This window comes from Pseudomonas cistanchae (assembly GCF_054483635.1).
Genome location: NZ_JBTLWN010000004.1, coordinates 1 through 24,453, shown reverse-complemented (window position 1 = coordinate 24,453; position 24,453 = coordinate 1). Strand labels below are relative to the sequence as shown.

The window sequence follows — 24,453 nt, the reverse complement described above, 5'->3', positions numbered from 1 at the left end:
ACACACCATGGGATTCAATTGCGGCATCGTCGGCCTGCCCAATGTCGGCAAATCAACCCTGTTCAATGCCCTCACCAAATCCGGTATCGCGGCCGAGAACTTTCCGTTCTGCACCATCGAGCCGAACAGTGGCATCGTGCCGATGCCCGACTCACGCCTGGCGGCGCTGGCGGCGATCGTCAACCCCAAGCGCATCCTGCCGACCACCATGGAATTCGTCGATATCGCCGGCCTGGTTGCGGGCGCGTCGAAAGGTGAAGGCCTGGGCAACAAGTTCCTCGCCAACATCCGCGAAACCGATGCCATCGCCCATGTGGTGCGCTGCTTTGAAGACGACAACGTGATTCATGTCTCCAACAGTGTCGACCCCAAGCGTGACATCGAAATCATTGACCTGGAATTGATCTTCGCCGACCTCGACAGCTGCGAGAAGCAACTGCAGAAAGTCACCCGCAACGCCAAGGGCGGCGACAAGGACGCCGTCGTGCAGAAAGGCCTGCTGGAGCAGCTGATCACCCACTTCACCGAAGGCAAACCGGCACGCAGCCTGATGAAGACCATGAGCACCGATGAGAAAGCGGTCATCCGCGGCTTCCACCTGCTCACCACAAAGCCGGTGATGTACATCGCCAACGTCGCCGAAGACGGCTTCGACAACAACCCGCTACTCGACGTCGTGCGCGCCATCGCCGACGAAGAAGGCGCGATCGTGGTGCCGGTGTGCAACAAGATCGAAGCGGAAATCGCCGAACTCGACGACGGTGAAGAAAAAGACATGTTTCTCGAAGCCCTAGGCCTCGAAGAACCCGGCTTGAACCGCGTCATTCGCGCCGGCTACGAAATGCTCCACCTGCAGACCTACTTCACCGCCGGCGTCGAAGAAGTCCGTGCCTGGACCGTCCGCGTCGGCGCCACCGCGCCACAGGCCGCTGGCGTGATCCACACCGACTTCGAAAAAGGCTTTATCCGCGCCGAAGTCATCGCCTACGACGACTTCATCCAGTACAAGGGCGAAGCCGGCGCCAAGGAAGCGGGCAAATGGCGCCTGGAAGGCAAGGAGTACATCGTCAAAGACGGCGACGTCATGCACTTCCGCTTTAACGTCTAAGCGCTCTTTGAATAAGCCCGGTCTACTGGGCTTTTTTTCTTGAAATTCTAAGTCTTGAGATAATTCTGATAGTAATCAAGCACAGCCAAATTCTTGTCCTTTGCCTCGAACATGATGTCGAAGTGCTGCAAAAATTCGCGCGCATATAGATTGCACCATTGATTCCACATGCGTTTGCTGTGGCCATAAAGATCGCGCTTGCTTACCCGTTCGAGCACCTCGGCCATTTCCAGTCGCTCTTTGGCTGAAAACCCTGCCTCCATCAAGCTTTCCGGCGGCTGCGAGTAATGCATGGTCGGCCGTACGCCGCGCCAGCTCTCGAGAATGCGTTCGATGCGAGGGTCGGCACTATCGATATAACGCTCTTCGTTGATCCAGCAGTGATGAACGTCCAATACCACTGGCGCCAGGTCAGCGAGTTCAAGGCAAGCGTCCACGCCATAGACCTTTTCCTCATTTTCGAACGTAATGCAATTGCGCGCGACCTGCGAAAGGCGTGGCCAGAGCGCGCGAATACCCTCCCCGCCCAATCGCCCGGCGATATGGACATTGCATTTGAAATCCTGGAAGCGGCGGCCATACCCCATCATGCGGATCATGTCCGCGTGGTACTCGAACTCAGCCAAGCTGTTCTCTACTACCTGGGGCTTGTCCGAGCCCAGCACACAGTATTGGCCTGGATGCAGCGATAGGCGGATACCCTGAGTTCTGGCGCTCTCCCCAATCAACGCTAATCGATCACCGAGCCAGACCTGCATCCCAGGTTCGCGGTAAAAACCGGCGACCTCCGGATGGCTATAGAACGGCAAAAGATCACTGCTTAAGCGCAACATATGCAAAGGTTTCGGTAACGAACCTACGTAATCAAGCAGGCGGAGCTGGGCAGCCAGGTTATGGCTGATGATCTCCAGCAGCCTATCCCGAGCGACCGTAGGTGCGACACTGTTGAGCCACCGCAGGGTCGTCGAGCGAGGATTGAACGCAAGTTCGATATCTTCCAGCTCTTTAACCTTCAGACTGCGCACAGGGTGCCGGTACTGGCAGGCGAATCCGATCTTTTGCATAAGGATAAAGAGCCCCCGTCAACGCTGAATGACAGGCCAGCGCCGCTGGCCTCCACCATTAGTGGCCACCCTTGACGCGAGGTGCCACAGAAACGACGAAGGGCCTGGGAGATGCTCGGAGGAGATATTTCAAAAAACTAGTGCTTCGAATGGCTAGCGAGGGTTAAGTTGAGCATTGGGAGCGCGCTGAGCACGCCAGCTGTCTGTAGACGCTTGATAGTACGATCAATTTTCCCGCGCACGCTTGACAGCATGCCCCCGCACGAGAATAATGCGCGCCACTTGGCTACGTAGCTCAGCTGGTTAGAGCATAGCATTCATAATGCTGGGGTCCGGGGTTCAAGTCCCTGCGTAGCCACCATATAAAACAAGGGTTTAGCGAAAGCTAAGCCCTTTTTTGTTTGCGCCGGTGACTACCAAACAACTACAGCGTTGTCATAGGCATTTCAAGCATCCCAAGATTGGTGACCGGAACGCCAATTGAATCAAAATGCCGTATGTAACTTGCGCATGCATCGATAACGGCAATCTGAGCATCCTTCTTTACCGCCCCTGCATTCTTGATAGTACTTACCCCACATCGCGAACCACCGCGGTTGATATCAGTCAGCCCCCTCGTTATTCGCCTATTTGGCAGCTATGGATGCGGGCTCACTGCTTTAACACTGAAAAGCATGGCCCGCCGCGCAAGCCTGCAAGGTTGCCCGTCCTTCCGTCCGTGAGTTTACAAAGTGACTGAACTAGGCGCCTGCCTGGCACTCCACTGCATTGCGGTTTATTGCAGCGGAATCGAGGTCGTGTCCGCCCTTTGCTGACTAGGAAGGTGTCCAGGGTGGAAGCACATGTCCTTCGCATACTGCGTGACGAACACAGATGGGCGCGGCGTTCGCTCGACGCTTGCCCACGGGTGTTGCGTTTCGCATCCTTGCTCAATTTTTTGCCCCCCGCCGGCGGCACGGCTCGTCCAATTTTCTCGGCTTTCGCGGACTACCGCATTCCCATCGTGACGGTCCAGGTTGCCCATACAGGCACCCTCAGGACGAAGACTCGACTTAACGCCCGCGTTCATATCACCCACCACCCAGCAGTGTTTTCGGGTAACGAGTTGCCACTTCGACTGGCAACCGGGGCTGACGCCGTCCTGCCTGGCCGTCATTGCCACCCTTAACTGCTTGCATGAGGTCTTTATGAAACCCCTTATCACCGGCCGCCTGGCGGCCCTTATGACAATGCTCACGGTTACCAGCGCCTTTGCCATCGAGCCCTTGCAGGTCAATGTGACCGCCGATGAGTTCGATGGCCTCTGCGATGCTCACTGCTCCCTGCGCGATGCGATAGAAACCGCCAACCGCGCGCCGACTGCTCAGCACATTTTGTTGCCCAAGGGCGTGATTCGGCTTACTCGACCAAGCGTGCCGGATACCAATGGCTTCCCTGGGGATGAAGACAGCAACCTCGACGGCGATTTCGACGTGCGCGGCCAGCTGACCATTCAGGGCAGAGGCAATCAGCACACCCGTATCGTTGCCGAGTCAGGCAGCCGGTTATTTGAAGTGCTTGCTGGCGCCAACCTGTCGCTGTTGCGTCTGAGCCTTGAAGGCGGTCGTTCCGCAGGCACCGGCGGTGCGCTGGAAAATCACGGCGAGGCGCTACTGCGTGAAGTGCTGCTTACCGACAACCTGGCCATGACACCCCACTCGGACGGCAACCCACCGCCCGCCGAGGAGGGATTCGCCTGGGGCCAAGGTGGCGCAATCGCCAACTACGGCAAGCTGCTGGTGCATGCCTCAGTGTTCAATGACAACCGCGCGCAGACCCTGGACTGGAACAACAACCTCGCCCGCGGCGGCGCCATTTTCAACCTGGGCGACCTGCTGGTACGCGACAGCCATTTCGACTGGAATCGCGCTGATGAACAGGGCGAGCGCGGCCATGGCGGCGCGATCTATAACCGCGGCACCGCCGATATTGCACGCACCCTGTTCACCCGCAACCTGCATGGCGAGCTGGGTAGCGGAGGCGCTCTCTTCAACACCGAGCAGGGTGTGCTCAAGGTCAGCAACAGCACGCTGAAAAGCAACATCAATGCGGTTTACAACGGCTACGAGGAGTTTCCCGCGAAGATCACCGCGGTGGCCAAGTTGAACAACGTCACCATCGCCGAGTCGGTTGGCCCGGGGTTGAGCAACACCGGCGATGTGCTGGTACGCAATAGCCTGTTCGTTGCCAACTACGACCCGTTCGAACTGGAGTTTCCCTACGACTGCGCCACGGGCAGCAGCGGTTCGCGGTTTCGCGCATTCGGCCTGCTGACGACCTCCCCCGAGAGCACATGCGAGGCGGATCTGTATGAACAGCCAGCCCGCGTATTTACCCACCTGATCGAACCGCTGGCCGACAACGGCGGCTTCAACCACAGCTATGCATTGCGGCCAGGCAGCATGGCTCTGGATGCGGGCGTGGGCGCCTGCAGCGGGCATGATCAACGCCGCCACCTGCGTGTGGTGGATAGGACCGCAGATGGAACGACAGGCTGCGATCTGGGTGCCTACGAGCTAGGGGCACCTTAACCCTGTAGTTGGCCAGGCGAAGGCTGAGCACGTCGCGAGGCTCTGCCTGGCCTACCTGAACCATCGAGGCAGAGCGCTCAAGCCTGTCGATTCACCTGTTGAAAAGTTTTCCCGCAGCGGAAGCGAGGCCGTATCCGCACCTGATGCTCAACCTGCAGGTATCCAGGATGGATAGTGCGATCACTTTCTCCACCCGGTGCATTCGCCATGAATGCACGTCGCCTTGTCTGTGGCCAGTAACGGCTGCGCTGTCTGCGTATGCCGGCACGACTGCGCCCTCAAGCTCCCCACCGCCCCGCCCACACCATCGATTGCAGCGGCGCCGCCTCCCTTGGCGCGAACCGTGCGCTTCGCTTTACCCATCCTGCCGTGTCGTATAACCCACAAGGAGTGATACCGATGAACCTGACTAAACCCAGCCTTATCGTGACCATCGTTGGCGTGCTGACAGCGCCAGCCGCCTATGCCAGCGCTTCGCTGCATGTCAACACCACGGCCGATGAATTCGATGGCATCTGTGATAGCCACTGCTCCCTGCGCGATGCGATAGCAGCCGCCAATCTCGCATCAGGGCCGCAGCACATCCAGCTGGCCAGCGGAACCTACGTCCTCACCCGGCCAAGCGTGCCGGATGGCAACGGCTATCCCGGCGACGAGGATGGCAACCTTGATGGCGATTTCGACGTCAGCGCCGAATTGACCCTGCAAGGACGCGGCGAACAGCGCACGCGGATCGTCGCTCAAGCCGGCAGCCGGCTGTTCGAAGTGCTGCCACAGGCCCGCCTGAGCCTGCTGCGCCTGAGCCTGGAAGGCGGTCGCTCGGCGGGTAATGGCGGCGCGGTGGAAAATCACGGCGCATTGTTGCTGCGCCAGGTGTCGCTGCACGACAACCAGAGCATGACGCCCCACTCCATCGCCAATCCGCCCCCTCTCGCTGAAGCCTTTGCCTGGGGCCAGGGCGGCGCAGTCGCCAACCAGGGGACGGCGCAGATCTACGCCTCGAGATTCACCTCGGGCTGGGCGGGCGGGCTTTATTACAACAACAACCTGGGCCGCGGCGGTGCCATCTTCAATAGCGGTGACCTGCTGGTCCGCGACAGCCTGTTCGAAGCCAACCGTGCCGACGACCAGGGCGACCGCGGCCACGGCGGCGCCATCTATAACCGCGGTTCTGCGGACATCGCCCGCAGCCTGTTCGCCCGTAACCAGCACTCGGAGATGGGGGGCGGCGGCGCCATCTTCAATACCCGCGCAGGCGTACTGAAATTGAGCAACAGCACCCTGAGCCGAAACTCCGGCGCGCTGTACAACGGCTTCGAGGAATACCCCAGCGAACCGCTACCAAGCGCCACGCTGATCAACGTCACCATTGCCGAGTCTGCCGGCGCCGGCTTGGTCAATAATGGCGATGTGCTGATCCGCAATAGCCTGATCGTCGCCAATTACGACCCCTATGACATAGACCAGCCATTCGATTGCCGCACCTCAGGCCCAGGCTCCAATGCGCGTTACCGTGCCATCGGCCTCCTGACCACCTCGCCCACAAGTACCTGCTATGCAGACGGCCACGAAACCCAGGAACGGGTATTCAGCCACCTGCTCAGCCCGCTGGCTGACAACGGCGGCTTTACCAAGACCTACGCGCTGCCCGACGCCAGTGCTGCGCTGGATGCCGGGCTCGGCTCGTGCAGCGGTCATGACCAGCGGCGCCAGCCACGTCCAATTGATGGAACAGGCGATGGCGTTGTCGGTTGCGATCTGGGTGCTTACGAGAAGCAGCCTTGAGCCGCTAGCACGCGTCGCAGCCTCCGGCGCCAGTGGTCTTGCGCGGATCTTTTGGGTTGGGAGGTGCCGCGCGCGAACCGTATGTGGGTAAAGACAGCTGAGCGATCCGCTCGCGGTTGGCGATACGTTCAAGGGTTCAAACGGCAATGGCCTGGAACGTACTCCCGCTGCGCGCCTCCAAACATAAAGCGCCTATAAACCCCAGCGAAGAGAGCCTGACCATGATTATGCATCAGCAACGCCCGGCAGAACCAACCCCGGACCTGGAGCCAGAACCGGACCCGATAAACGATCCAGGCAATGAAGACCCGGGCTCGGAGATTGAACCGGATATGTTCGAGCCTGCGCGCAAGGAGCCGGAAAAGCCTGCGGTGTAGCCTTTCAGGCGCGCTAATCGGCGCGCCTGCTTCCCTGCCTAGGCGCTGCGTCGCGCCAGCTGACTGCCGAGCAGCAGACCGGCAAAGATCAGGCTGCCGCCTAGCCAGTGGAATAGCTGCAAGCCCTCGCCCAGCAGTGCCCAGCCGAGAACCGCGGTAAATACTGGCATCAGGTAATTGCTCAGCGCCGCCTTGGCCGCGCCCACCACTTTGACGCCGTGATTCCAGGCCAGATAAGCAACCAGGGACGCAAACACCGCCGTGTAACCAATGGCGCCAAGCGTGGCCGAGTTGATGGCGAAACGCGCGCCCTGTGCCAGTTCGTACAGGTAGAACGGCAAAATCAGCGGAATTCCCGCCAGCATCAACACACCCAGCAACGCCAGCGGCGGGATCGGCTGCAAGAACACCGCCCAGCGTCTGAGCAGCAGCGAATACAGCGCCCAATCAGCCACGGCCAGCAACATGATCAGATCGCCGCGGTTGAACGACAGACTGGCCAGGGTCGCCCACCGTCCCTGACTGATCAGCACCAGCAAGCCCAGCGCCGCCAGCGCCATCCCCCACCAGGCACGCCGCTGTGGCCATTCGCCCAGGAGCAGGCCAGCGCCGATAAACGTCATCAGCGGCAGGCAAGTATTGACCAACGAGATGTTGATCGCCGCAGTGGTCTGCGCCGCGCTGTAAAGCATCGAGTTATAGCCGGCGATGCCCAGCGCGCCGAGCACCAGCAGACGCCAGCCCGCGTGGCGTAATGCGGCCCGATGGTGCCACAAGGGTTGCAGCACGAAAGGCAACAATAGCGTCAGCGCCAGGCTCCAGCGCCAGAACGCCAGGGCGAACGGCGGAATCTCACCGGCTACCGCTCGCGCGACCAGGGCATTGCCGGACCAGCACAACACCGCGACCAGCAGCCCCAGCATGGCAAGGGAGCGCGAATAGCCCATGCTTAGTTCTGATCGATGGGACGCAGGCGATATTGTGGAGGCAGTTGGTCCATGCCGCTGACGGTGACGTTGAGGTTCTTCCAGCGGCCATCCTTAATGCCGTAGATGCAGCCATGCACCGACAGCGGCTGGCCGCGATGCCAGGCGTTCTGCACGATGGTGGTGTGGCTGACATTCGCCACTTGCTGAATCACATTCAGCTCGCACAAGCGATCCACGCGCTCCTCCTCACTCTGCAGCAGTGCCAGGGGCTCGCGGTGTTCGTAGTAGAGATCGCGAATGCTGCGCAGCCAGCCATCGATCAACCCGAGCTGGCCGTCGCGCATGGATGCACGCACGCCGCCACAGCCGTAGTGGCCGGTGACCAAAATGTGTTTGACCTTGAGTACGTCGACCGCGTACTGAATGACCGACAGGCAATTGAGGTCGGTATGCAGCACCACGTTGGCCACGTTGCGGTGAACGAATAGGTCGCCTGGCAGCAGGCCGACGATTTCGTTGGCCGGTACTCGGGCATCCGAACAGCCGATCCACAGGTATTCCGGGACTTGCTGGCGGGCCAACTTGGCGAAGAACTCCGGGTCTTCCTCAAGTATCGAGGCCGCCCAGCGTTCGTTGTTGTCAAACAGCTGCTTCAAATCGCTCATGCTTGGCTCCGTTCCTGTTTGATGCCGCACCTTATGAAGCGGGCAGCGCTTTGACAAGAGCCAGCGGCGGACGAGTCACGTTTTCATACCACCCGAATGATCTTTTCAGCGCGCACGGTGCGCGTGTTCGGGCCGCGCAAATCCTGCAGGAAATTATCCCGCCACGAGGCCAAGTCGGCGCTGCGAATCGGCAGCATCATGCTTTCGTAGCGCTCTTTGCGCTCGTTCAGCGGCATGCGCAGGGCGCGGTCCAGCGCCTCGGCCATGCCCGCGGTGTCATAGGGATTGACGATCAGTGCACCATTCAACTCGCGGGCCGCGCCTGCAAATCGCGACAGCACCAGCACGCCGGGGTTGTCCGGGTTCTGCGCGGCCACGTATTCCTTGGCGACCAGGTTCATGCCGTCACGCAGCGGCGTGACCAGGCCAATGCAGGCATTGCGAAACAACCCCATCAGGATGCGCCGCTCATGGCTGCGATTCAGATAATGCAAGGGCATCCAGTCCAGCTCGGCATAACGGCCGTTGATATGGCCGGCCTGGGTTTCCAGTTGCTGCCGGATGTTCTGGTAGGTTTTCACGTCCGAGCGCGAGGTTGGCGCTATCTGCACGAACTGTACGTTGCGGCGGTGTTCGGGGAAGCGGTTGAGCAGCTCCTCATAGGCATTAAAGCGCTCAACCAAACCTTTTGAATAATCCAGACGATCAACGCTGATGATGGTCTGGCAGGGCTCGCCCGACGCCTTGCGGCCGATCAGATTGCGCCGGCCCTTATAGCTGGCGGCGGTTTGCTGAATCTCGTCGGGCATCACGCCGATCGGATAGACCTTGGCGCGGAAGTTGTGCCCGTACGCGGTCATGCTGCCATCGGCACCGACCAGCCCGCGCACTTCGCGGGTGATGTAATCCTCGAAGGCCTGGCGATCCACTTCGGTCTGGAAACCGACCAGATCATAGGAACACAGCGTCTTGAACAGCTCGTTGTGTGGCGGTATGGCCGTAAGGATTTCCGGCGCTGGAAACGGAATATGCAGGAAAAAACCGATGCGGTTGCGAATGCCCAGGCGACGGCATTCGTCGGCGAACGGAATCAGGTGGTAATCGTGCACCCAGATCACATCGTCTGGGCGCAGCAGCGGTTGCAACTGCTCGGCGAGCATGTGATTGACCTGTCGATAGCCCTCGTATTCCTCGCGGCGATAGCGCGACAAGTCAATGCGGTAATGGAAAATCGGCCACAGCGTGGCATTGGAGAAACCGCGGTAGTAATTGTCGTAATCGCGACGGGTCAGGCCCAGTGTCGCGTAAGTGATGTTGCCGTGGGTTTCGCTGCTGAGGGTCGGCGTGGCAGTCACCTCGCCATTCCAACCGAACCAAATCCCGCCGGAACTGCGCAACGCGTCATACACGCCGACAGCAAGGCCGCCCGCTGCGACCTTGCCTTCCTTGATCGGTGCAACTCGGTTGGATACCACCACTAAACGGCTCATTGACTGTCTCCATTGTCTTTTTCGTAGTCCGGATCGGGGCTTTGCGCCGCAAGCAGCGCTGCGAGCCAGGCGCTAACTGCGCCAACCGAATCCAGATGCTTATGCGCGCCGCTGGCGCCCTCCCCAACCTTGATCGATAACCCGTCGAGCTGATTGACCGCCGCAAAGCCCGCTTCGTCGGTCAGGTCATCGCCAAGAAATACCGGGATGCGCCCGGCAAATGGCGGCTCGTCCATAAAGCGGCGGATGACGTCGCCTTTGTTGGCGCCCTTGGGCTTGAGTTCGAATACGCACTTGCCCGGCTGCACCGCCAGGACCTGTGCATAGCGCGCGGCAAAATCCGCTGCCAACGACTTGGCTACCTCCTCCAGCTGCGGGGCCTGGCGGTAGTGCAGCGCGAACGCAACGCCTTTGCTTTCCAACAACAGGTCGGGATAAGGCGCGCAGGCTGCACGCAACTCCTGCTCGATGCGCTGCAGCAATGCATGATCGAGCGGCAGCTGCTGCACGTCGCCTTGCGCCGTTCTGCGCTCGACACCGTGCACGCCAGCGCAGGGTAGATGGAGGGGGCGGAGAAACTCGTCGAGCTGCACCAGCGGTCGCCCGGAAATCACCGCAACCGGGCAGAGAGCCGCGAGCTTTTCGAGGGACGCATGTAGGGGGCCCGAGATGAAAACCAGCTCCGGGCGCGGCTGAATGTCGGCCAAGGTGCCATCGAAATCGAAGAAAAAAGCACAACGGCTAACGTCCAGCCGATGGCTTGGAAAATTATCGTTCATGCAGCTATGACTCATGATGGTGCGTGCACGTTCCTCCTTTTTCTGCGCGTCATTTAGATGCCGCTAACCGCTTTCTTGGAGGCAAGGCTGGGCGATCAAGTGTGGCGGCTCACCCACGCCCTTTGCCTGCGCCGGCCGGTCGCGAGACCCAGCCCGCCCTTTCCAAATCAATCGCAACGGCTCTAGTTCGCCGGTTTGCTACGGCTGTCGCGCCGACTGAATCTTTCCCGCAGGGCGTCAGTCACAGCCAGTACCAGCGAACGCAGGAGTTATCCAATGAGCACTTCACGCAAGAACTACGTACCCCGGGAAATCGACGACGTGGAAGATCGAATGGGCGATGTACAGCCCCTGGACTTCGGCGATGACGAGGCCGGCATCCACAGCGGCCGACCAGGTGAAACCCAGCTATCGCCGGAACGCGAGCGTATCGCCGGGATGAGCGGCGGCGAAGCCCTGTCTCAGGGCAGTCATGAAGACGGGGTCAATTTCGACGACCTCAGCCCCGAGACCTTGATCGATGAGGACGGCCAGTCCTACGACAGCGACGATGGCCCCATGGACCGCGAGCTGACGGTAGTGAATGGTCAGGATATCGGCGCCGGCACCGGCCTCGACGAAGCAGAACTCGGACGTGCCCGCCCCCTGGATGGCAAACCCTGGGACGGTCCCGAGGACTCATTGGGCGCCGAGGGCGCGGTCGAAACCTTGCGTGACGACGACAGCATTGGCCTGAACGACGATGAACTGGATGGCGCCGCGCTGGATGGCGACGCGCTGCTCAATTCATCCGCTGACCGCAGCTGAGCAGTTTGCGCCACTGCGAGCGCTAGTCGAACAGCGGACAAACCATCACCAGCGCATCCTCACGCCCACCGACTGCGGGATAGTAATCGCGTCGGCGGCCAACTTCGTTGAAGCCGTACCGCTCGTACAGACGGTAGGCTCCCTGATTACTGGCGCGCACTTCGAGGAAACAGTCATTGGCGCCTTGGGCGCGGGCCTGCAGCATCAGGTGATCGAGCAGTTTCAAACCCAGGCCGCGGCCCTGGCTTTCCGCCTTGACGGTGATATTCAGCAGGTGTGCTTCGTCGATGATCACATTGATCACGCCGTGTCCAACCTGTTGCTCGCCCTCGAACATCACCCAGCAGTTATAGGATTTCAGGCTGTCGGTGAAAATGCCGCGGGTCCAGGGATGGCTGAACGCGGCATATTCGATCTTCAGCACCGCGTCGATGTCCGCCTCGGTCATGGGGCGAAAGCTGATGGCATCACTCATTGAACTTGACTCGAAAAACCGTTGAGAAGGTAAGCAGGGCCAACGAAAGCCCGGAGTTTGGCGGAGCCGTCAGGACTCGATCATCCAGCGCTGACGTACCCGCTGCATGGCCTGCCACAATTCGCGCTTGCGCTGCGGTTCCTCCATCAGCAGTTCCAGGCCCGGTAATGCCCAGGCAGCACCCAGCCCTTCAATCTGCAGCTCGCGGTTGTAGGTGTCGGCACCGCCTTCGCCGACATAACGAATGGCGCTGAGCCCCACCAGCCAGAGGCAGGCGCACGGTTCCTGCTCTTCCAGGCGCGCGCTGACGAAACTCTGCAGAAACTCCAACGCCGCGTCCGGCCCCTGGTCCATCTGCCCGCGAACCAACAACGGCCAGCGCACCGGCTCGCCGATCAGTTGCGGGCTGTCCGGCAAGCCAGCGGCGCGCAGCAGGTCCTTGAGCAACAGGTAAGCCGGATCCCGCCCTTGCAGGGGCTCGCCGGTGGGCAGCTCGACCAGCACCGCGCAGGCGCCGGCACGGAGCAATTGCAAGGCGAAGCGTGGTGGTGCGACTGCCACCACCTTCGCCTCTGCTTCGTCCGCAGGCTCAGCCGTATCGGCCTTGCTCGTACGGGCAACCAGCGTGGGGCGCGGCACCTCAACCTTTGCCCGCGGCTCGAGCTGAGCAGGCGGCTGCCGAGGTGTCTCATCAGCCGGTGCAGCTTCGGCAACAGACTCCAGCGCGCCCTCCACCGGTTGCGGTTCAGGCTCATCACACGGCAGCAACACTTCCGGCCGCGACGGCGCGGCGAACGGCAGCTCCACCCGCGGCAACCAGGTGGCCACCTGCATGGCGCTCAGGTAAGCACGGCGGCGCAGCTCGGCAATCAAACGTCAGCTACCTGCGGATGGGCTTTCTGCCCGGCCTGCATCAGGTTCAAGGCATTGATATAAGCCTTCGCCGAGGCCATCAGAATGTCGGTATCAGCGCCATTGCCGTTGACAATACGCCCACCCTTCTCCAGGCGAACCGTGACTTCGCCCTGGGAGTCAGTGCCCTGGGTGATCGCGTTGACCGAATACAGCTGCAGGCTGGACTCGGAATTGGCGATTGCCTCGATGGCCTTGAAGGTGGCATCCACCGGGCCTGAGCCCTGGGCATTGCCCCGGCATTCCGCGCCAGCGACGCTGACCACGATCTTTGCCTCGGGCACTTCACCAGTTTTGCTTGCGACATCCAGGGTCACCAGCTTGAAGTGCTCCGGGGCTTTTTCCGCCAGGGTGTCGGAGACCAGTGCCTGCAGGTCCTCGTCGAAAATCTCGTGTTTTTTGTCGGCCAGGTCCTTGAAGCGGGCGAAGGCCGCGTTCAGCTCGCTTTCCCCCGCCAGCTGGATGCCTAGCTCATCGAGGCGCGAACGGAAGGCATTGCGTCCGGACAGCTTGCCCAGCGAGAGCTTGTTGGTGTGCCAGCCAACCGACTGCGCGGACATGATCTCGTAGGTTTCGCGGTGCTTGAGCACACCGTCCTGGTGAATGCCGGATTCATGGGCAAAGGCATTGGCGCCGACGATGGCCTTGTTCGGCTGCACCGGAAAACCGGTGATGCCGGAAACCATGCGCGAGGTGCTGAGGATATGCGGGGTGTCGATGCGGGTGTGCACGCCGAGCAGGTCTTCGCGGGTCTTGATCGCCATGACGATCTCTTCCAGCGCGGCGTTACCGGCGCGCTCGCCGAGGCCGTTGATGGTGCATTCGACCTGGCGCGCACCGGCGACCACCGCGGCCAGGGAGTTGGCTACGGCCAGGCCCAGGTCGTTATGGCAATGCACGGAGAACACCGCCTTGTCGGCGTTGGGCACGCGATTGAGCAGCTGGCGGATGGTGTCGGCGTACTGGTGCGGAATCGCATAGCCGACGGTATCGGGAATGTTGATGGTGCGCGCCCCGGCGTCGATGGCCGCTTCAATGATGCGGCAGAGGAAGTCGATCTCCGAACGGCCGGCGTCCTCGCAGGAGAACTCGACGTCAGCGCAGAGGTTGCGCGCGCGCTTGACCGCATGCACGGCCTGCTCGACCACTTGATCCGGCTGCATGCGCAGCTTGTGCTGCATATGGATCGGGCTGGTGGCAATGAAGGTGTGAATACGCCCGGAGTTGGCGCCTTTCAGCGCCTCGGCAGCGCGGTCGATATCGGCATCCAGCGCCCGCGAGAGGCTGCACACGGTGCTGTCCTTGATGCTGTCGGCAATCGCCTTGACCGCGGCGAAGTCACCTGGGCTGGCGATGGCGAAGCCCGCTTCGATCACATCGACCCGCAGCCGCTCCAGCGCTTTGGCGATGCGCAGCTTCTCTTCGCCGGTCATGGACGCGCCAGGGCTCTGCTCGCCGTCGCGCAGGGTGGTATCGAAAATGATGACGCGATCGTTGCTGCTCATGGCGGCTCCTCAAGGTGCGGCGCGGTAGCGCTCGGGCACACACTGACCGTGGCCTTGTCGGCGCACGTTAGAAGGGAATTGTCGCCGTAAACGCGCCTGCCGGAAAGGCCAACGCTGACAACTGCGGCAATCGGCTGATAGGCGCCGCCGCGCCAGCGACGGACGATTCGCTCAAGGCTGGCGAAACAGGCAGAGCAAATGGTCGGCGATCGCCGCCTTGATGGCGTTGATGCTCAACTGCGAGCAATGCCCCAGCCGAGCGGTATTGATGCGGTGCAGATGCAGCGACGGCATGCGCGCTTCGTACTCGCGCAGGTCGCCTTTGACCAGCACCGGTAGAAAGTGCTCGTTGCGTGCCTTATAGCGCTGAATCAGGTAGCGCAGACCGTCCTGGAACGGCATTTCCCTGGACGCCACCAGGCGATTTTCGCTGGGTATCTTCAGGTAGAGCCCGGCGTAGCCCATGGTTTCGCCAGGAAGGATGTGCACACCGGTCGCCTCGACCGCGTCGACCGGGATATCGTTGAAGGTATCGTGCCAGGCCTGCTCGTCCGGCAGGATGGTGATGTCGCCGCGGTCGCTCTGCGGCACCACGAAACTGTAGTTGCTGTAGAGCTTTTCCACGTAGCCGGAATAGATGCACAAACGGTTTTCAAAGCGTTGCAGAAACGCGATCGCCTCCCTGCGGTTAGTGATCGCGTCCAGGTCCCAGGCGAGATCACGCTGGTTTTGCAGTTCGTCCCAGCGGGCATCGGCGTAGGCGGCAGAAGCGGAAGGCATGGCATGGATTCCAGCGGGTGTTTAACAACTCATCGTTACAGGCTCATCGCAGAAAGCGTGCCAGCGGCAACCCGCCTGAAAAAGCCGCAAAGTGGCGCGCCAGTGCGCTTGAGGCCCGCAGCAGTAGGCTGAAACTGCCCAAATGCGTCACCTCGACCGCCACGCCTCCGATCAGCTCGGGCTCAGTCGATTGCCCGGCGATGCAGTACAATCGCCGCTTTTCCACGCTTGAGCGACCTTTCCCGCAATGATCGACCCCAAGCGCGTACTGCGCGCCCTCGCCGAACACTGGACGTTGCTTGAACCGCTCTGTGAGCGCTTCGATGCCGGCACCCTGAGCCTGGTCGAACTGCGTAAACAGCTCGCCGCGCAGCTGCCGGACAGCACCCCGGTGGACGTTACCGCCCTGCTCGACCAGTGGATCCGCCTCGACATCCTGGTGCCGGTGGCCAAGAGCCCGAACCGCTTCGAGCTGAATGCGCAGATCCACGACTTTCTCGCCTACCTGCGCCGCGAACACCGCCTGGGTTTGTGCCTGGAGATCGAGGCGTACCTGCGTCATCTCGAACGCCTGGCCGGCTATATCAAGGATGCCTTCGAAGTACGCGACGCCGCCGACCTGGCGCGCCAGCTGCGTTTGCTCGACATGCGCGTGCGCGATGTATTGAAGAAGCTGGCCAACGACGAGCAGGCCCTGGTCGCCGTGGCCGAGCGGGCCAAGACCAGCGACCGGCAGATTCCGCTGCGTCAGCGTTACGCCGAGGTGCTGGCGACCTGGGACGAATACGTTGAACCGATGATCCAGTTGGTCGCCGCCGACGGCGCCTTCGAGCAAGGCGTGTACCGCGTCGAGCACGTGCTGCTGCGTCTGCTTGGCGAGCAGCAACGCCTCGGCCAACTGGTCGACGACGACCTGCTGCTGCGCACCCATGCGCGCATCCTGGAAATGCAAACCACCGCCCAGCTGACCCTGCGCCGCGCCCGCGAGCTGCTGTTACCGCTGCGCGAGGAAGCGCGCCGGCACAACGCGGTGACCCGTGGTGCGGCGCTGGCCCTGGCGGCGATTCGCCGTAAGGGGCTGGACGCCGTGCCACAAGCGTCGCTGCCGCTATTTAGCCGGCCACAAAGCACCTTTCTCGGCACCGCTTCGCAGGTCGAGGCTTACGTGTATGCGCTCGCCCGCTTCGAACCTAAGCCGGCACAGTTCCCCAAGGCCAGTGGCACGCGCAAAGGCGAAGCGCCACGCGCGCCCCGTACCGCGCGGGAAATGCTCGAACGCTGCGAACAGGCGCTGCCGTTGCCGGACCTGATGGTCTGGCTGCTGGAGCAGGAACCCGAGGGCGCCACTGACGAGCTGCTCTACTGGTTCTCGCGCCTGTCGCGCGATGCACGCTTCCAGCGCGAACGCCTGGAGCGCCGCGACTATTTGACTGCCGAACATCAGGTCAACCTGAGTTCGTTCACCTTGCTCCGGGCCACTACATAGTGGTGCGCGGAGCCGACTAGGCTGCGCGCACCGCAACCGAATTCATGGTGCGCATGGCGCACCCTACGCATAACGCGCTGCACCCGCAGAATGGATCACCCATGCACATCGACCTAAAAGAACTTACCCAACTGGCCCCGATCTTTCGCGAGCTGTTCAAGGGCTACCACGTCAGCCGCCGCGATCCGGAGCTGTACGCTCAATTGTCCAATCAGCAGGATCAGTATCGCGAACTGTTCAGGGCGCTTGGCTATGAACTGGTGTGCGACAGCCGCGGCTTCTACTACTTTGTCCCGGAACAGATGGGCGCGCAGGTCAACAAGACCGCCCAGCGTCTGGCGCTGTTCACCTTTATCCTGGTCGAGCACCTCGCCGACCAGGGCCGCGACCCGCTGGCCGTGCTTGACGGTGGCAGCCTCGGCCGCGACGAACTGCCGGCGCTGCTCGACAAGTACCGCGACCTGTTCCTCCAGGCCGAAGTCACCACTCAGGACGAGCTGGAGGAAAAGGTTATGCGCCGGCTGACCCAGCTCGGTTTTGCGGGCGAGGACAACGGCATCTATCGCTTCCTCGCGCCCATGCACCGCTTTCTCGATGTGTGCCTCAGCGTGCAACAGGACCGCGACCTCGCCGCCACCCTGCACAGCGCCCTGCCGCTGCCGACACCGGTGCTGCTCGACGACGAGCACGAAGAGGACATCATCAGCCTCGCCGACGATGATCCGGAGCTTTCAGAGGCGGCCGCACTGGCCCGCGCCATGGCCGAAGAACGCGCCACACAGGAGCAAGACGCATGACCCAGGAACGCTATGGCATCCGCCGCTTCGCCCTGCTCAACACCGCCGGCTACAGCCTCGGCCTGTTTCCCCTGGAAAACCCGCTGTCGGTGTACGGCGCTAACAACCTGGGCAAATCTGCCTCGATCAATGCCCTGCAGTTCCCGATTCTGGCGCGCATGTCAGACATGAGCTTCGGCAAGTACAGCCTGGAACAGTCGCGCAAGTTCTACTTCGCCACCGACACCAGCTACATCCTCGTCGAAGTCGCCCTGCCCCACGGCCCCCATGTGATCGGCGTAGCCGGGCGCGGTCCAGGCGGCGGCTTCGGTCACCAGTTCTTCGCCTACCAGGGTGAACTGGACCTGGCTCACTATCAGAAAGACGGCACCTGCCTGCGTCAGCGCGAGTTGTTCAACGCACTGGAACGCGACGGCATCAAGGCCTATGAATTGAAGCCGGAAGAGCTGCGGCGCCTGCTGGTCGGCGGGCACACCTCGATCCCGCTGGATCTCACCCTTATTCCGCTGCGCTCCACCAGCGAGCAAAGCCTGAAGACCTTCCGCGCGCTCTTTATCAACCTGCTGCATATGAGGGAGATTACTGCGGCCAAGCTCAAGCAGCTGTTCCTCGATGCCTTCGAGCACAGCCTGCGTTCGGGCAGCGTCGACTACATCGCCGCCACCGAAGAGGCGTTTCGCGATGTTAGGCGGATGGAGAGTGACTATCAGGCGCTGGTTACCGCCGGCCCGCTGATCGAGGCGCTTGCCGCGGGCGTGGCCCAACGCGAACAACTGCGCGGCAAGCTGCATCGCCTCTCGCCACTGCTCGATTCACTGCTCGGCACCTGGCAGGACTACGCCGGCGCACGTCGCGAAGAGCTGGTGATCCAGGCCGAGCATTACCAGGCCGAGCAGGATGGCCTGCAACACGAGCAACGTGGCGGCACCGCCGAGCTGATGCGCATGGAACGCGAGATCAGCGAAATCCAACGCTGGCTCGGCGAGCTGGCCGTGCTGAAGAACCGTTTCGCCCTTATCGACGATGTGCAGGTGCTGGAAGCGCAACTGCTGGCTGCCAAGGATGCCCACGACGAATTAGCCGGCGCGTTGGCGCAGTCGCGGCAATTCTCCAGCGAGGACCTCGACGAGCGTCTGCGCGACCTGGAAAAGCGCCTCAAATCGGTGAAACAGCAACTCGATCACGCCGACAACAACAGTTATTCGCGCCTGCGCGAAGAATTCTCCCAGGCCGATGTCGACCGCCTGATGCGCCTGTTCAACGGCCAGCTGTTCAGCCTGCCGCTCGGTGAGAAAGGCATTCAGGTGGCCGACGGCGACGCCTGGGTCAAATCCCTCGAAACCATCCTCGACGGTTTTAAAGGCGAGCACTTCGAAGTACCCGGCCTGACCATCGACCTCTCGCATATCGAGCCACCGGCGCTGCAAGCGCTGGCCGATCGCGCCGCCTTGCGCGACCAGAAAGATCGTCTCGACCGCGAGTACAAACAGCTGAAAACCCAGCAAGCGGTGGCCGTCGACCGCGCTGCGAGCAAGGCCCAGGCCGAGCAGTTGTACCAGGCCGTACTGGACGCGCAAAAAGCCCTGGAAGATTACCGCCGCAGCCAGACCCTGGCGGTGGAAGAGGACAGCAAACTGGAACAGCTGGCGCAACTGGAAGCCGCCCAGGACGAACTCAAACGCGCCTCGGATGCCTTTACCGAGCGCGTGCAGCAACTGTCCGCCAAGCTGCAATTGGTCGGCCGCCAGCTCGCCGATCTGGAAGCCAAGCAACGCACCCTGGAAGACGCCCTGCGTCGCCGACAATTGCTGCCGGCCGACCTGCCTTTCGGCACGCCGTTTACCGATCCGGTGGACGACTCGCTAGATAACCTGCTGCCGCTACTCAACGATTACCAAGATGCCTGGCAGGGGCTGCAGCGCATCGACGGACAGATCGACGCGCTGTATGCCCAGGTGCGCCTGAAAGGCGTGGCCAAGTTCGACAGCGAGGATGACGTCGAACGCCGCCTGCACCTGCTGGTCAACGCCTATGCCCACCGCCAGGATGAGGCCATCACCCTGGCCAAGGCGCGTCGCGCAGCCGTTACCGATATCGCGCGCACCTTGCGCAATATCCGCAGCGACTACGACAACCTGGAACACCAACTGGCGCTGTTCAACCGCGAGATCAACAAGCGCCAGGTGTCCAACCTGGAAAGCTTCCGCATCGTGCTGGCGCCGAACAAGGACGCGCTCAAGCATATCGACCAGATCATCCACAGCGCCGGCCAATACGAGGAAGGCGAAACCCTCTCGGTATTCGACCTGCAACAGAGCGCGGATCAGGACAGCAAGAATGAGGAAGCCAAGGAGTATCTGGCACGTCTGGTCGCCGCCAACCATAACCAGCTGGGGTTGAAGGATCTGTTCGAACTGGCCTTCGAAATCACCAAGGTGCACGGTCAGCCGGTGATCCACACCGACATCGATGGCGCCGCGTCAAACGGCACCACCATGACCATCAAGGCGCTGACCAACATGTACCTGTTGCTGCACCTGATGGACCGTGACCAGGCCGGTCGCGTGCGCTTGCCGTACTACCTGGACGAAGCGGCGGATATCGACGAGAAGAACCAGCAGGCGCTGATCGAAACCAGCCTGCAGCTCGGCTTCGTGCCGATCCTGGCGTCAGTCAAACCGCAGGTCTCGGCCCATGTGGCCATCGACCTGGAAGGCGGCAGCGGGCCAAATGGCATCTACATCGACGAGGCGGATTGGAAGTACATCCAGCGCCGCGAAAGCGCCAAGAGCAAAACCGAAATGGCAACTGCAACTACCGAGCCGGCTTAATTTGGTAACCGCCTGAAATGCTAAGGGCCGCTCATGCGGCCCTTATTGTTTACTGCTCCAGCGCGATCTTCGGCGCCCAGCTCAGCCACTCCGGCCTGACTTCATCATGCAACGCGAAGGTCTGCCCTGGCTGGGCCGGGCCGCCCATTTCCGGGTTGTTCGGCGAAGCGAAGGCAATCCCGCCCTCGATCAATGCCTCCAGGGACTCGGTGCGTACTTTGACGCCGCTGAACAGACCGGCGTCCACGCCAATGCCACTGGCATTCCAGAAACGACTGCCGCTGCGCACCAAAGGCGCATAACGCGGTTCGATCAGAATATGGATCAGCACGCGATCCGAGGTGGGGCCAAGTTCGAAGTCGGTGACCTTGCCCACCGGGATCTCCCGATAACTGACCGCCACGCCCGGCTTGATCGACCCGCGCCGCGCTGCGCTTAGCACCAAGCGCAAGCCCTGCTCGCGAACATTGGCAGACCGCGGAGCTTCGCTGGCGGTAAAGCTGGTTTGCTCCGCGCCCGGTTTATTGGCCGGTAGCACCTCGAGGTACTGACCAGTGACCAGGGTTTCCAGATTGGCCGCTCGGGTGAGGCTGACCTCGGGCCGAACCACCCAGAATTGCGTACCCACCCGGGCAATCTGCTTGGTCGCCTGGGAAATGTGCGCGTGCAGAATCACCGCCTGAAGGTCGTCGGTCAGCTCGATGGATTCTATTTTGCCGACGTCGAGGCCCTTATAGCGGATCGCCGTACCTGGGCTCAGCCCTTCCCCGCTGGCAACTTTGATGGTGACGACCTGGCCTTTCTGCAGGGCCTTTTCCTGGCTGTCGTGCAGGCTGAAGCGCTGAACCTTCTTGGTGGCTTTGCCTGCATCAAGGTCTGGGGTTTCAAACGCGATTCCGCCGGCCAGAAGGGTCTGCAGCGACTCGCTCTTCACCTCGACGCCGGAAAGGCCACCCTTAAGCGTGATGCCACTGGCATTCCAGAAACGGGAGCTGCCGTTGACCAGATTGGCGTACTCGGGCTCGATGTGCACACCGAATACGACCTGCCGGTTAGTACGGGATAACTGCACACTCTGCACCGAGCCCACCGGCATCTGGCGGTACAACACCGGGCTGCCCACCTCCAGCGATCCGCGGCTGGCGCTGAACAACACTAGATGCAGACCAGGCGAATCCAGATTCAGTGGCGGAGCCCTGCGCCTCGCTTCGAATTCGCGCTTGGGCGCGGCGCCACTTTCGCCTGGGCGCACGGCGATATAGTTACCCTTCACCAGCGCATCGAGCCCGGTGATGCCCACCAGGGAAATCGACGGCTTGACTACCCAGAACTCCGTGCCTTCCACCAGATAGTCCTCGGCACGCGGGTCGAGCGTCAGCTCCGCTGTGGCACTGGCCAGGTCGTCATTGACCTTGAGCGCCTTCAAGGTACCGGCCTGTATCCCGTTGTAGAGCACCGGTGTACGTCCGGCCTGAAGACCATCGAAGTCGGTCATCTTGACCATTACCTTGATGCCAGCCTGAGCGGAATCGAAATCCTCGTAGAGGCGGAATGGCAGACTCGGATCGGTTGGCGGGCTGTCCTTGCGGTGCTCCGGCGTGGCAAACGCGATGCCGCCTGCCACGATGCTGGAAAGGGATTCGCTGCGTATCTTGAGTCCCGACAGATCGGCGTCGATGCTGATGCCGCTGGCATTCCAGAACCGTGTGTGTTTGCGTACCAGGCTGGCAAACGCCGGTTCGATATAGACCTTGACCTCGATCATGCCTTGATCAGCGGCCAGTTCGTAACTCTTTACCCGCCCGACCTGAACCTGCTTGTAAAACACCGGGCTGTCACGATTAAGCGAGCCCAGCCGCTCCGCCTTCAACACCAGATGCAGGCCCGGCTGCGTGTCCGACATGGGAGGCGGCTCGCGCAGCGCCTGAAACTGCAACGCGGGCTCGCCGCTTCCCGGGCTCATGCTGATGTAGTTGCCAGACATCAACGTCTCCAGGCCACTTACACCGGCCAGCGTCACGCTAGGTTTGACCACCCAGAAGCGAGTGCCTGCGCGCAGCTGCGGTTCGGCCTCTTGGTTCATCTCGATAGTGGCGATCACGCGGGCATCTTCGGCCTGATGGTCGAGGGTCAGAGCCGTGACCTTGCCGACCGACATGCCTTTGTAGACCACTTCGGTTTTACCCGCCTGGATCCCCTCGCCACTTGGAAAGATCACCTGAATCTCGATGCCGGCCATGCTGTAAGCCCGCCAACCAAGCCAGCCGCCAATCAGCAACGCGATCAGGGGCAGTACCCAGATTGCGGACCAGTTGGAAGCAGGACGGGTTTTAGCCATCGGCAAATCATTCATGGTGGTCATCCAGCTCCGTGTCGTCCCAGATCAAACGAGGGTCAAAGGTTAGTGCTGCCAACATGGTCAGAATCACCACGCTGGCAAAGGCCGCCGCGCCCAATCCCGGTTCGACGCTGGCCAAGCTGCCAAACTTAACGACCGCGACCAGGATTGCAATGACGAATATATCCAGCATCGACCAACGCCCTATCCACTCGATAAAGCGATACATCAACACCCGCTGACGCCTCGACATCACCTGATGACGCTGCACCGAATACAGTAAAAAGCCGATACCAAGCAGCTTGAAGGTAGGCACCACGATACTGGCGACAAAGACCACCGCCGCGATGGGGTACATGCCGTAGCTCAGCAACTCGATGACACCGGACATGATGGTATCTGCCTGCGCCGACGAGCCCAGCGAGCTGACCGTCATGATCGGTAGAACATTCGCGGGGATATATAGAATTGCAGCGGTCAGCAATAACGCCCAGGTATGCACCAGGCTGTTGGGTCGCCGTGCATGCAGCAAACCGCCACAACGAGAGCAAAACTGCTTTTTAGCACCGGCTTGCAGAGGGTTGAGCTGATGACATTCATGGCAGAGCAGCAAGCCCGCATCAATTGCCCGCATGTGGCTGCTCCTGCGATAACGCTTCCCAGATCTGATGCGGGGACATGGTGACTTCCAGCCAAATCTGAACGAGCAGTAAGGCGATGAAACACATCAGGCCCATGCCCAGGGTCACATCCGCCATATCTGCCAACTTGACCAGCGCGACGAGTATGCCCATCAGATAGACCTCAAGCATGCCCCAGTCGCGCATATGGTGGTAAATCCGATAGAGCAGCAGGCCATAACTGCGACCGATATTGAAGTGGATGCTCAATAGCACCGCAAACTGACAAAGCAACTTGAGCAGAGGTACGGCCATGCTGCAGAGAAACACCACCACAGCAACGCCTTCCATGCCGTTGTTGTAAAGCCCCACCACAGCGCTCCAAAGCGTATCCACGCTGGCTTGCCCAAGGAGATTGAGCCGCATGATCGGGTAGAAATTTGCAGGTACGTACAACAGTAATGCTGCAATCACTAGCGCCATGCTGCGACGTACAACCTGATGCCGATTGGTATACAGCTCAAAACCGCAACGCGGACATTCAGCGGTTTCACCGTCGGCCAGCTCCGGCTTGAGCATCAACAGGTCGCATTCATGACAGGCAATCAGCTTTTCAAGCGGAAGCTCGAGTAGCTCTTTAGAGCTGGGAGAATTATTCATACAGGCCTCATGGGCGCTCATTCTAAACGAGCGTTGGCGCTGCTAGGGAAGGGGATACGCGCTTTGCTGTCAAACCCCACCCTACGGCCATCTCGCTTGAGACAACGGATAACCTAAGTCCTCAACTGAGCTGCGCATTCCGAAAATCGGTATTTGGAAACAACTATCTGAACGACATTCCCGGCCTGGAAAACCCGACCAGTGAGGTGCTTGCAAAGTGGATATGGCAGGAGCTCAAGCCTCTGCTCCCAGAGCTTTCACGCATCCGAATACATGAGACATGCACCAGTGGATGCGAATACCGCGGCGACTGATGGCACAGCAAAACAATAGCCACCCAAGGGTGGCTTTTTAACGCCTCGGAAATAGCTAAGTGTAGTCGAATCTATTGCGGCATTTTTTCGCAGCCCAAAGACAAACCCCCCATCTGCGTAAGCAGATGGGGGGTTTGGTGTTAGAAGCTTGACGATGACCT

At 60.9% G+C, this 24,453-nt stretch carries 20 protein-coding genes, 1 tRNA gene and 1 pseudogene; 10 read left to right on the top strand and 12 right to left on the bottom strand.

What is annotated here, in order from left to right:
• Positions 1 to 7: 7 nt before the first annotated feature.
• On the top strand, positions 8 to 1,108 hold the full coding sequence (gene ychF / locus ACX0MV_RS12475; protein WP_458982837.1) for a redox-regulated ATPase YchF: 1,101 nt from the start codon (positions 8 to 10) through the stop codon (positions 1,106 to 1,108).
• Between the two features lie 47 nt (positions 1,109 to 1,155).
• On the opposite strand, the gene ACX0MV_RS12470 is transcribed toward ychF, so the two are convergent.
• A complete protein-coding gene (locus ACX0MV_RS12470; protein WP_458982836.1) occupies positions 1,156 to 2,172 on the bottom strand; it encodes a UV damage endonuclease UvsE in 1,017 nt (338 codons plus the stop codon).
• A gap of 284 nt (positions 2,173 to 2,456) precedes the next feature.
• On the opposite strand from ACX0MV_RS12470, the gene ACX0MV_RS12465 reads away from it, so the two are divergent.
• The 4 genes from ACX0MV_RS12465 to ACX0MV_RS12450 all read left to right on the top strand — a co-directional run bounded on the left by ACX0MV_RS12465 (position 2,457) and on the right by ACX0MV_RS12450 (position 6,904).
• Positions 2,457 to 2,533, top strand: a tRNA-Met gene (locus ACX0MV_RS12465).
• A gap of 826 nt (positions 2,534 to 3,359) precedes the next feature.
• The gene (locus ACX0MV_RS12460) at positions 3,360 to 4,742 is read left to right on the top strand and encodes a choice-of-anchor Q domain-containing protein (protein WP_458982835.1); all 1,383 of its coding nucleotides are present in this window, start codon (positions 3,360 to 3,362) and stop codon (positions 4,740 to 4,742) included.
• A gap of 399 nt (positions 4,743 to 5,141) precedes the next feature.
• On the top strand, positions 5,142 to 6,527 hold the full coding sequence (locus tag ACX0MV_RS12455) for a choice-of-anchor Q domain-containing protein (RefSeq protein ID WP_458982834.1): 1,386 nt from the start codon (positions 5,142 to 5,144) through the stop codon (positions 6,525 to 6,527).
• 146 nt (positions 6,528 to 6,673) lie between these two features.
• On the top strand, positions 6,674 to 6,904 hold the full coding sequence (locus ACX0MV_RS12450; RefSeq protein WP_458982833.1) for a hypothetical protein: 231 nt from the start codon (positions 6,674 to 6,676) through the stop codon (positions 6,902 to 6,904).
• Positions 6,905 to 6,942: 38 nt separating this feature from the next.
• Here ACX0MV_RS12450 and ACX0MV_RS12445 read toward each other — a convergent pair whose 3' ends face one another.
• The 4 genes from ACX0MV_RS12445 to otsB form a co-directional block, all read right to left on the bottom strand.
• Positions 6,943 to 7,851 (bottom strand): DMT family transporter, encoded by a 909-nt coding sequence (locus ACX0MV_RS12445; RefSeq protein ID WP_458982832.1) that lies wholly within the window; start codon positions 7,849 to 7,851, stop codon positions 6,943 to 6,945.
• Between the two features lie 2 nt (positions 7,852 to 7,853).
• Positions 7,854 to 8,498 (bottom strand): carbonate dehydratase, encoded by a 645-nt coding sequence (can, locus tag ACX0MV_RS12440; protein ID WP_458982831.1) that lies wholly within the window; start codon positions 8,496 to 8,498, stop codon positions 7,854 to 7,856.
• 83 nt (positions 8,499 to 8,581) lie between these two features.
• The gene (otsA, locus tag ACX0MV_RS12435) at positions 8,582 to 9,988 is read right to left on the bottom strand and encodes an alpha,alpha-trehalose-phosphate synthase (UDP-forming) (protein ID WP_458982830.1); all 1,407 of its coding nucleotides are present in this window, start codon (positions 9,986 to 9,988) and stop codon (positions 8,582 to 8,584) included.
• Complete coding sequence (gene otsB / locus ACX0MV_RS12430) at positions 9,985 to 10,767, bottom strand: trehalose-phosphatase (protein ID WP_458982829.1); 783 nt, start codon at positions 10,765 to 10,767, stop codon at positions 9,985 to 9,987. The genes otsA and otsB overlap by 4 nt, the downstream gene beginning before the upstream one ends.
• Before the next feature lie 276 nt (positions 10,768 to 11,043).
• Between otsB and ACX0MV_RS12425 the strand changes: the two genes are divergently transcribed.
• Complete coding sequence (locus ACX0MV_RS12425; RefSeq protein WP_458982828.1) at positions 11,044 to 11,574, top strand: phosphotransferase system, HPr-related protein; 531 nt, start codon at positions 11,044 to 11,046, stop codon at positions 11,572 to 11,574.
• A gap of 22 nt (positions 11,575 to 11,596) precedes the next feature.
• Here the strand turns inward: ACX0MV_RS12425 and rimI are convergent, their stop codons facing one another.
• The 4 genes from rimI to ACX0MV_RS12405 form a co-directional block, all read right to left on the bottom strand.
• Positions 11,597 to 12,049, bottom strand: coding sequence for a ribosomal protein S18-alanine N-acetyltransferase (gene rimI, locus ACX0MV_RS12420; RefSeq protein ID WP_458982827.1), 453 nt, complete (start codon positions 12,047 to 12,049; stop codon positions 11,597 to 11,599).
• Positions 12,050 to 12,118: 69 nt separating this feature from the next.
• Positions 12,119 to 12,922 (bottom strand): energy transducer TonB, encoded by an 804-nt coding sequence (locus ACX0MV_RS12415; protein WP_458982826.1) that lies wholly within the window; start codon positions 12,920 to 12,922, stop codon positions 12,119 to 12,121.
• Positions 12,919 to 14,466: a 2-isopropylmalate synthase gene (locus tag ACX0MV_RS12410; protein ID WP_458982825.1), complete on the bottom strand. Its 1,548-nt coding sequence runs from the start codon at positions 14,464 to 14,466 to the stop codon at positions 12,919 to 12,921. The genes ACX0MV_RS12415 and ACX0MV_RS12410 overlap by 4 nt, the downstream gene beginning before the upstream one ends.
• Positions 14,467 to 14,637: 171 nt before the next feature.
• Complete coding sequence (locus tag ACX0MV_RS12405; RefSeq protein ID WP_458982824.1) at positions 14,638 to 15,246, bottom strand: hypothetical protein; 609 nt, start codon at positions 15,244 to 15,246, stop codon at positions 14,638 to 14,640.
• A gap of 247 nt (positions 15,247 to 15,493) precedes the next feature.
• Here ACX0MV_RS12405 and mksB point away from each other — a divergent pair, with 247 nt between their 5' ends.
• From mksB to mksF, 3 genes are all read left to right on the top strand, one after another.
• Positions 15,494 to 16,732 (top strand): Mks condensin complex protein MksB, encoded by a 1,239-nt coding sequence (gene mksB / locus ACX0MV_RS12400; protein WP_458982823.1) that lies wholly within the window; start codon positions 15,494 to 15,496, stop codon positions 16,730 to 16,732.
• Between the two features lie 101 nt (positions 16,733 to 16,833).
• Positions 16,834 to 17,529 (top strand): Mks condensin complex protein MksE, encoded by a 696-nt coding sequence (gene mksE, locus ACX0MV_RS12395; protein ID WP_458982822.1) that lies wholly within the window; start codon positions 16,834 to 16,836, stop codon positions 17,527 to 17,529.
• The gene (gene mksF / locus ACX0MV_RS12390; protein ID WP_458982821.1) at positions 17,526 to 20,360 is read left to right on the top strand and encodes an Mks condensin complex protein MksF; all 2,835 of its coding nucleotides are present in this window, start codon (positions 17,526 to 17,528) and stop codon (positions 20,358 to 20,360) included. Before mksE ends, mksF begins: the two co-directional genes overlap by 4 nt.
• A 49-nt stretch (positions 20,361 to 20,409) precedes the next feature.
• On the opposite strand, the gene ACX0MV_RS12385 is transcribed toward mksF, so the two are convergent.
• Genes ACX0MV_RS12385 through ACX0MV_RS12375 form a run of 3 tightly spaced genes read right to left on the bottom strand, consistent with a single transcriptional unit; the run spans position 20,410 to position 23,978 of the window.
• Positions 20,410 to 22,713, bottom strand: coding sequence for a PqiB family protein (locus tag ACX0MV_RS12385; protein WP_458982820.1), 2,304 nt, complete (start codon positions 22,711 to 22,713; stop codon positions 20,410 to 20,412).
• Positions 22,706 to 23,332, bottom strand: a complete 627-nt coding sequence (locus ACX0MV_RS12380; RefSeq protein ID WP_458982819.1) for a paraquat-inducible protein A — start codon at positions 23,330 to 23,332, stop codon at positions 22,706 to 22,708. The genes ACX0MV_RS12385 and ACX0MV_RS12380 overlap by 8 nt, the downstream gene beginning before the upstream one ends.
• The gene (locus ACX0MV_RS12375) at positions 23,319 to 23,978 is read right to left on the bottom strand and encodes a paraquat-inducible protein A (protein WP_458982818.1); all 660 of its coding nucleotides are present in this window, start codon (positions 23,976 to 23,978) and stop codon (positions 23,319 to 23,321) included. Before ACX0MV_RS12375 ends, ACX0MV_RS12380 begins: the two co-directional genes overlap by 14 nt.
• A gap of 158 nt (positions 23,979 to 24,136) precedes the next feature.
• Here ACX0MV_RS12375 and ACX0MV_RS12370 point away from each other — a divergent pair.
• Positions 24,137 to 24,292: pseudogene (locus ACX0MV_RS12370) on the top strand (6-pyruvoyl trahydropterin synthase family protein); the annotation flags it as partial.
• Positions 24,293 to 24,453 lie beyond the last annotated feature (161 nt).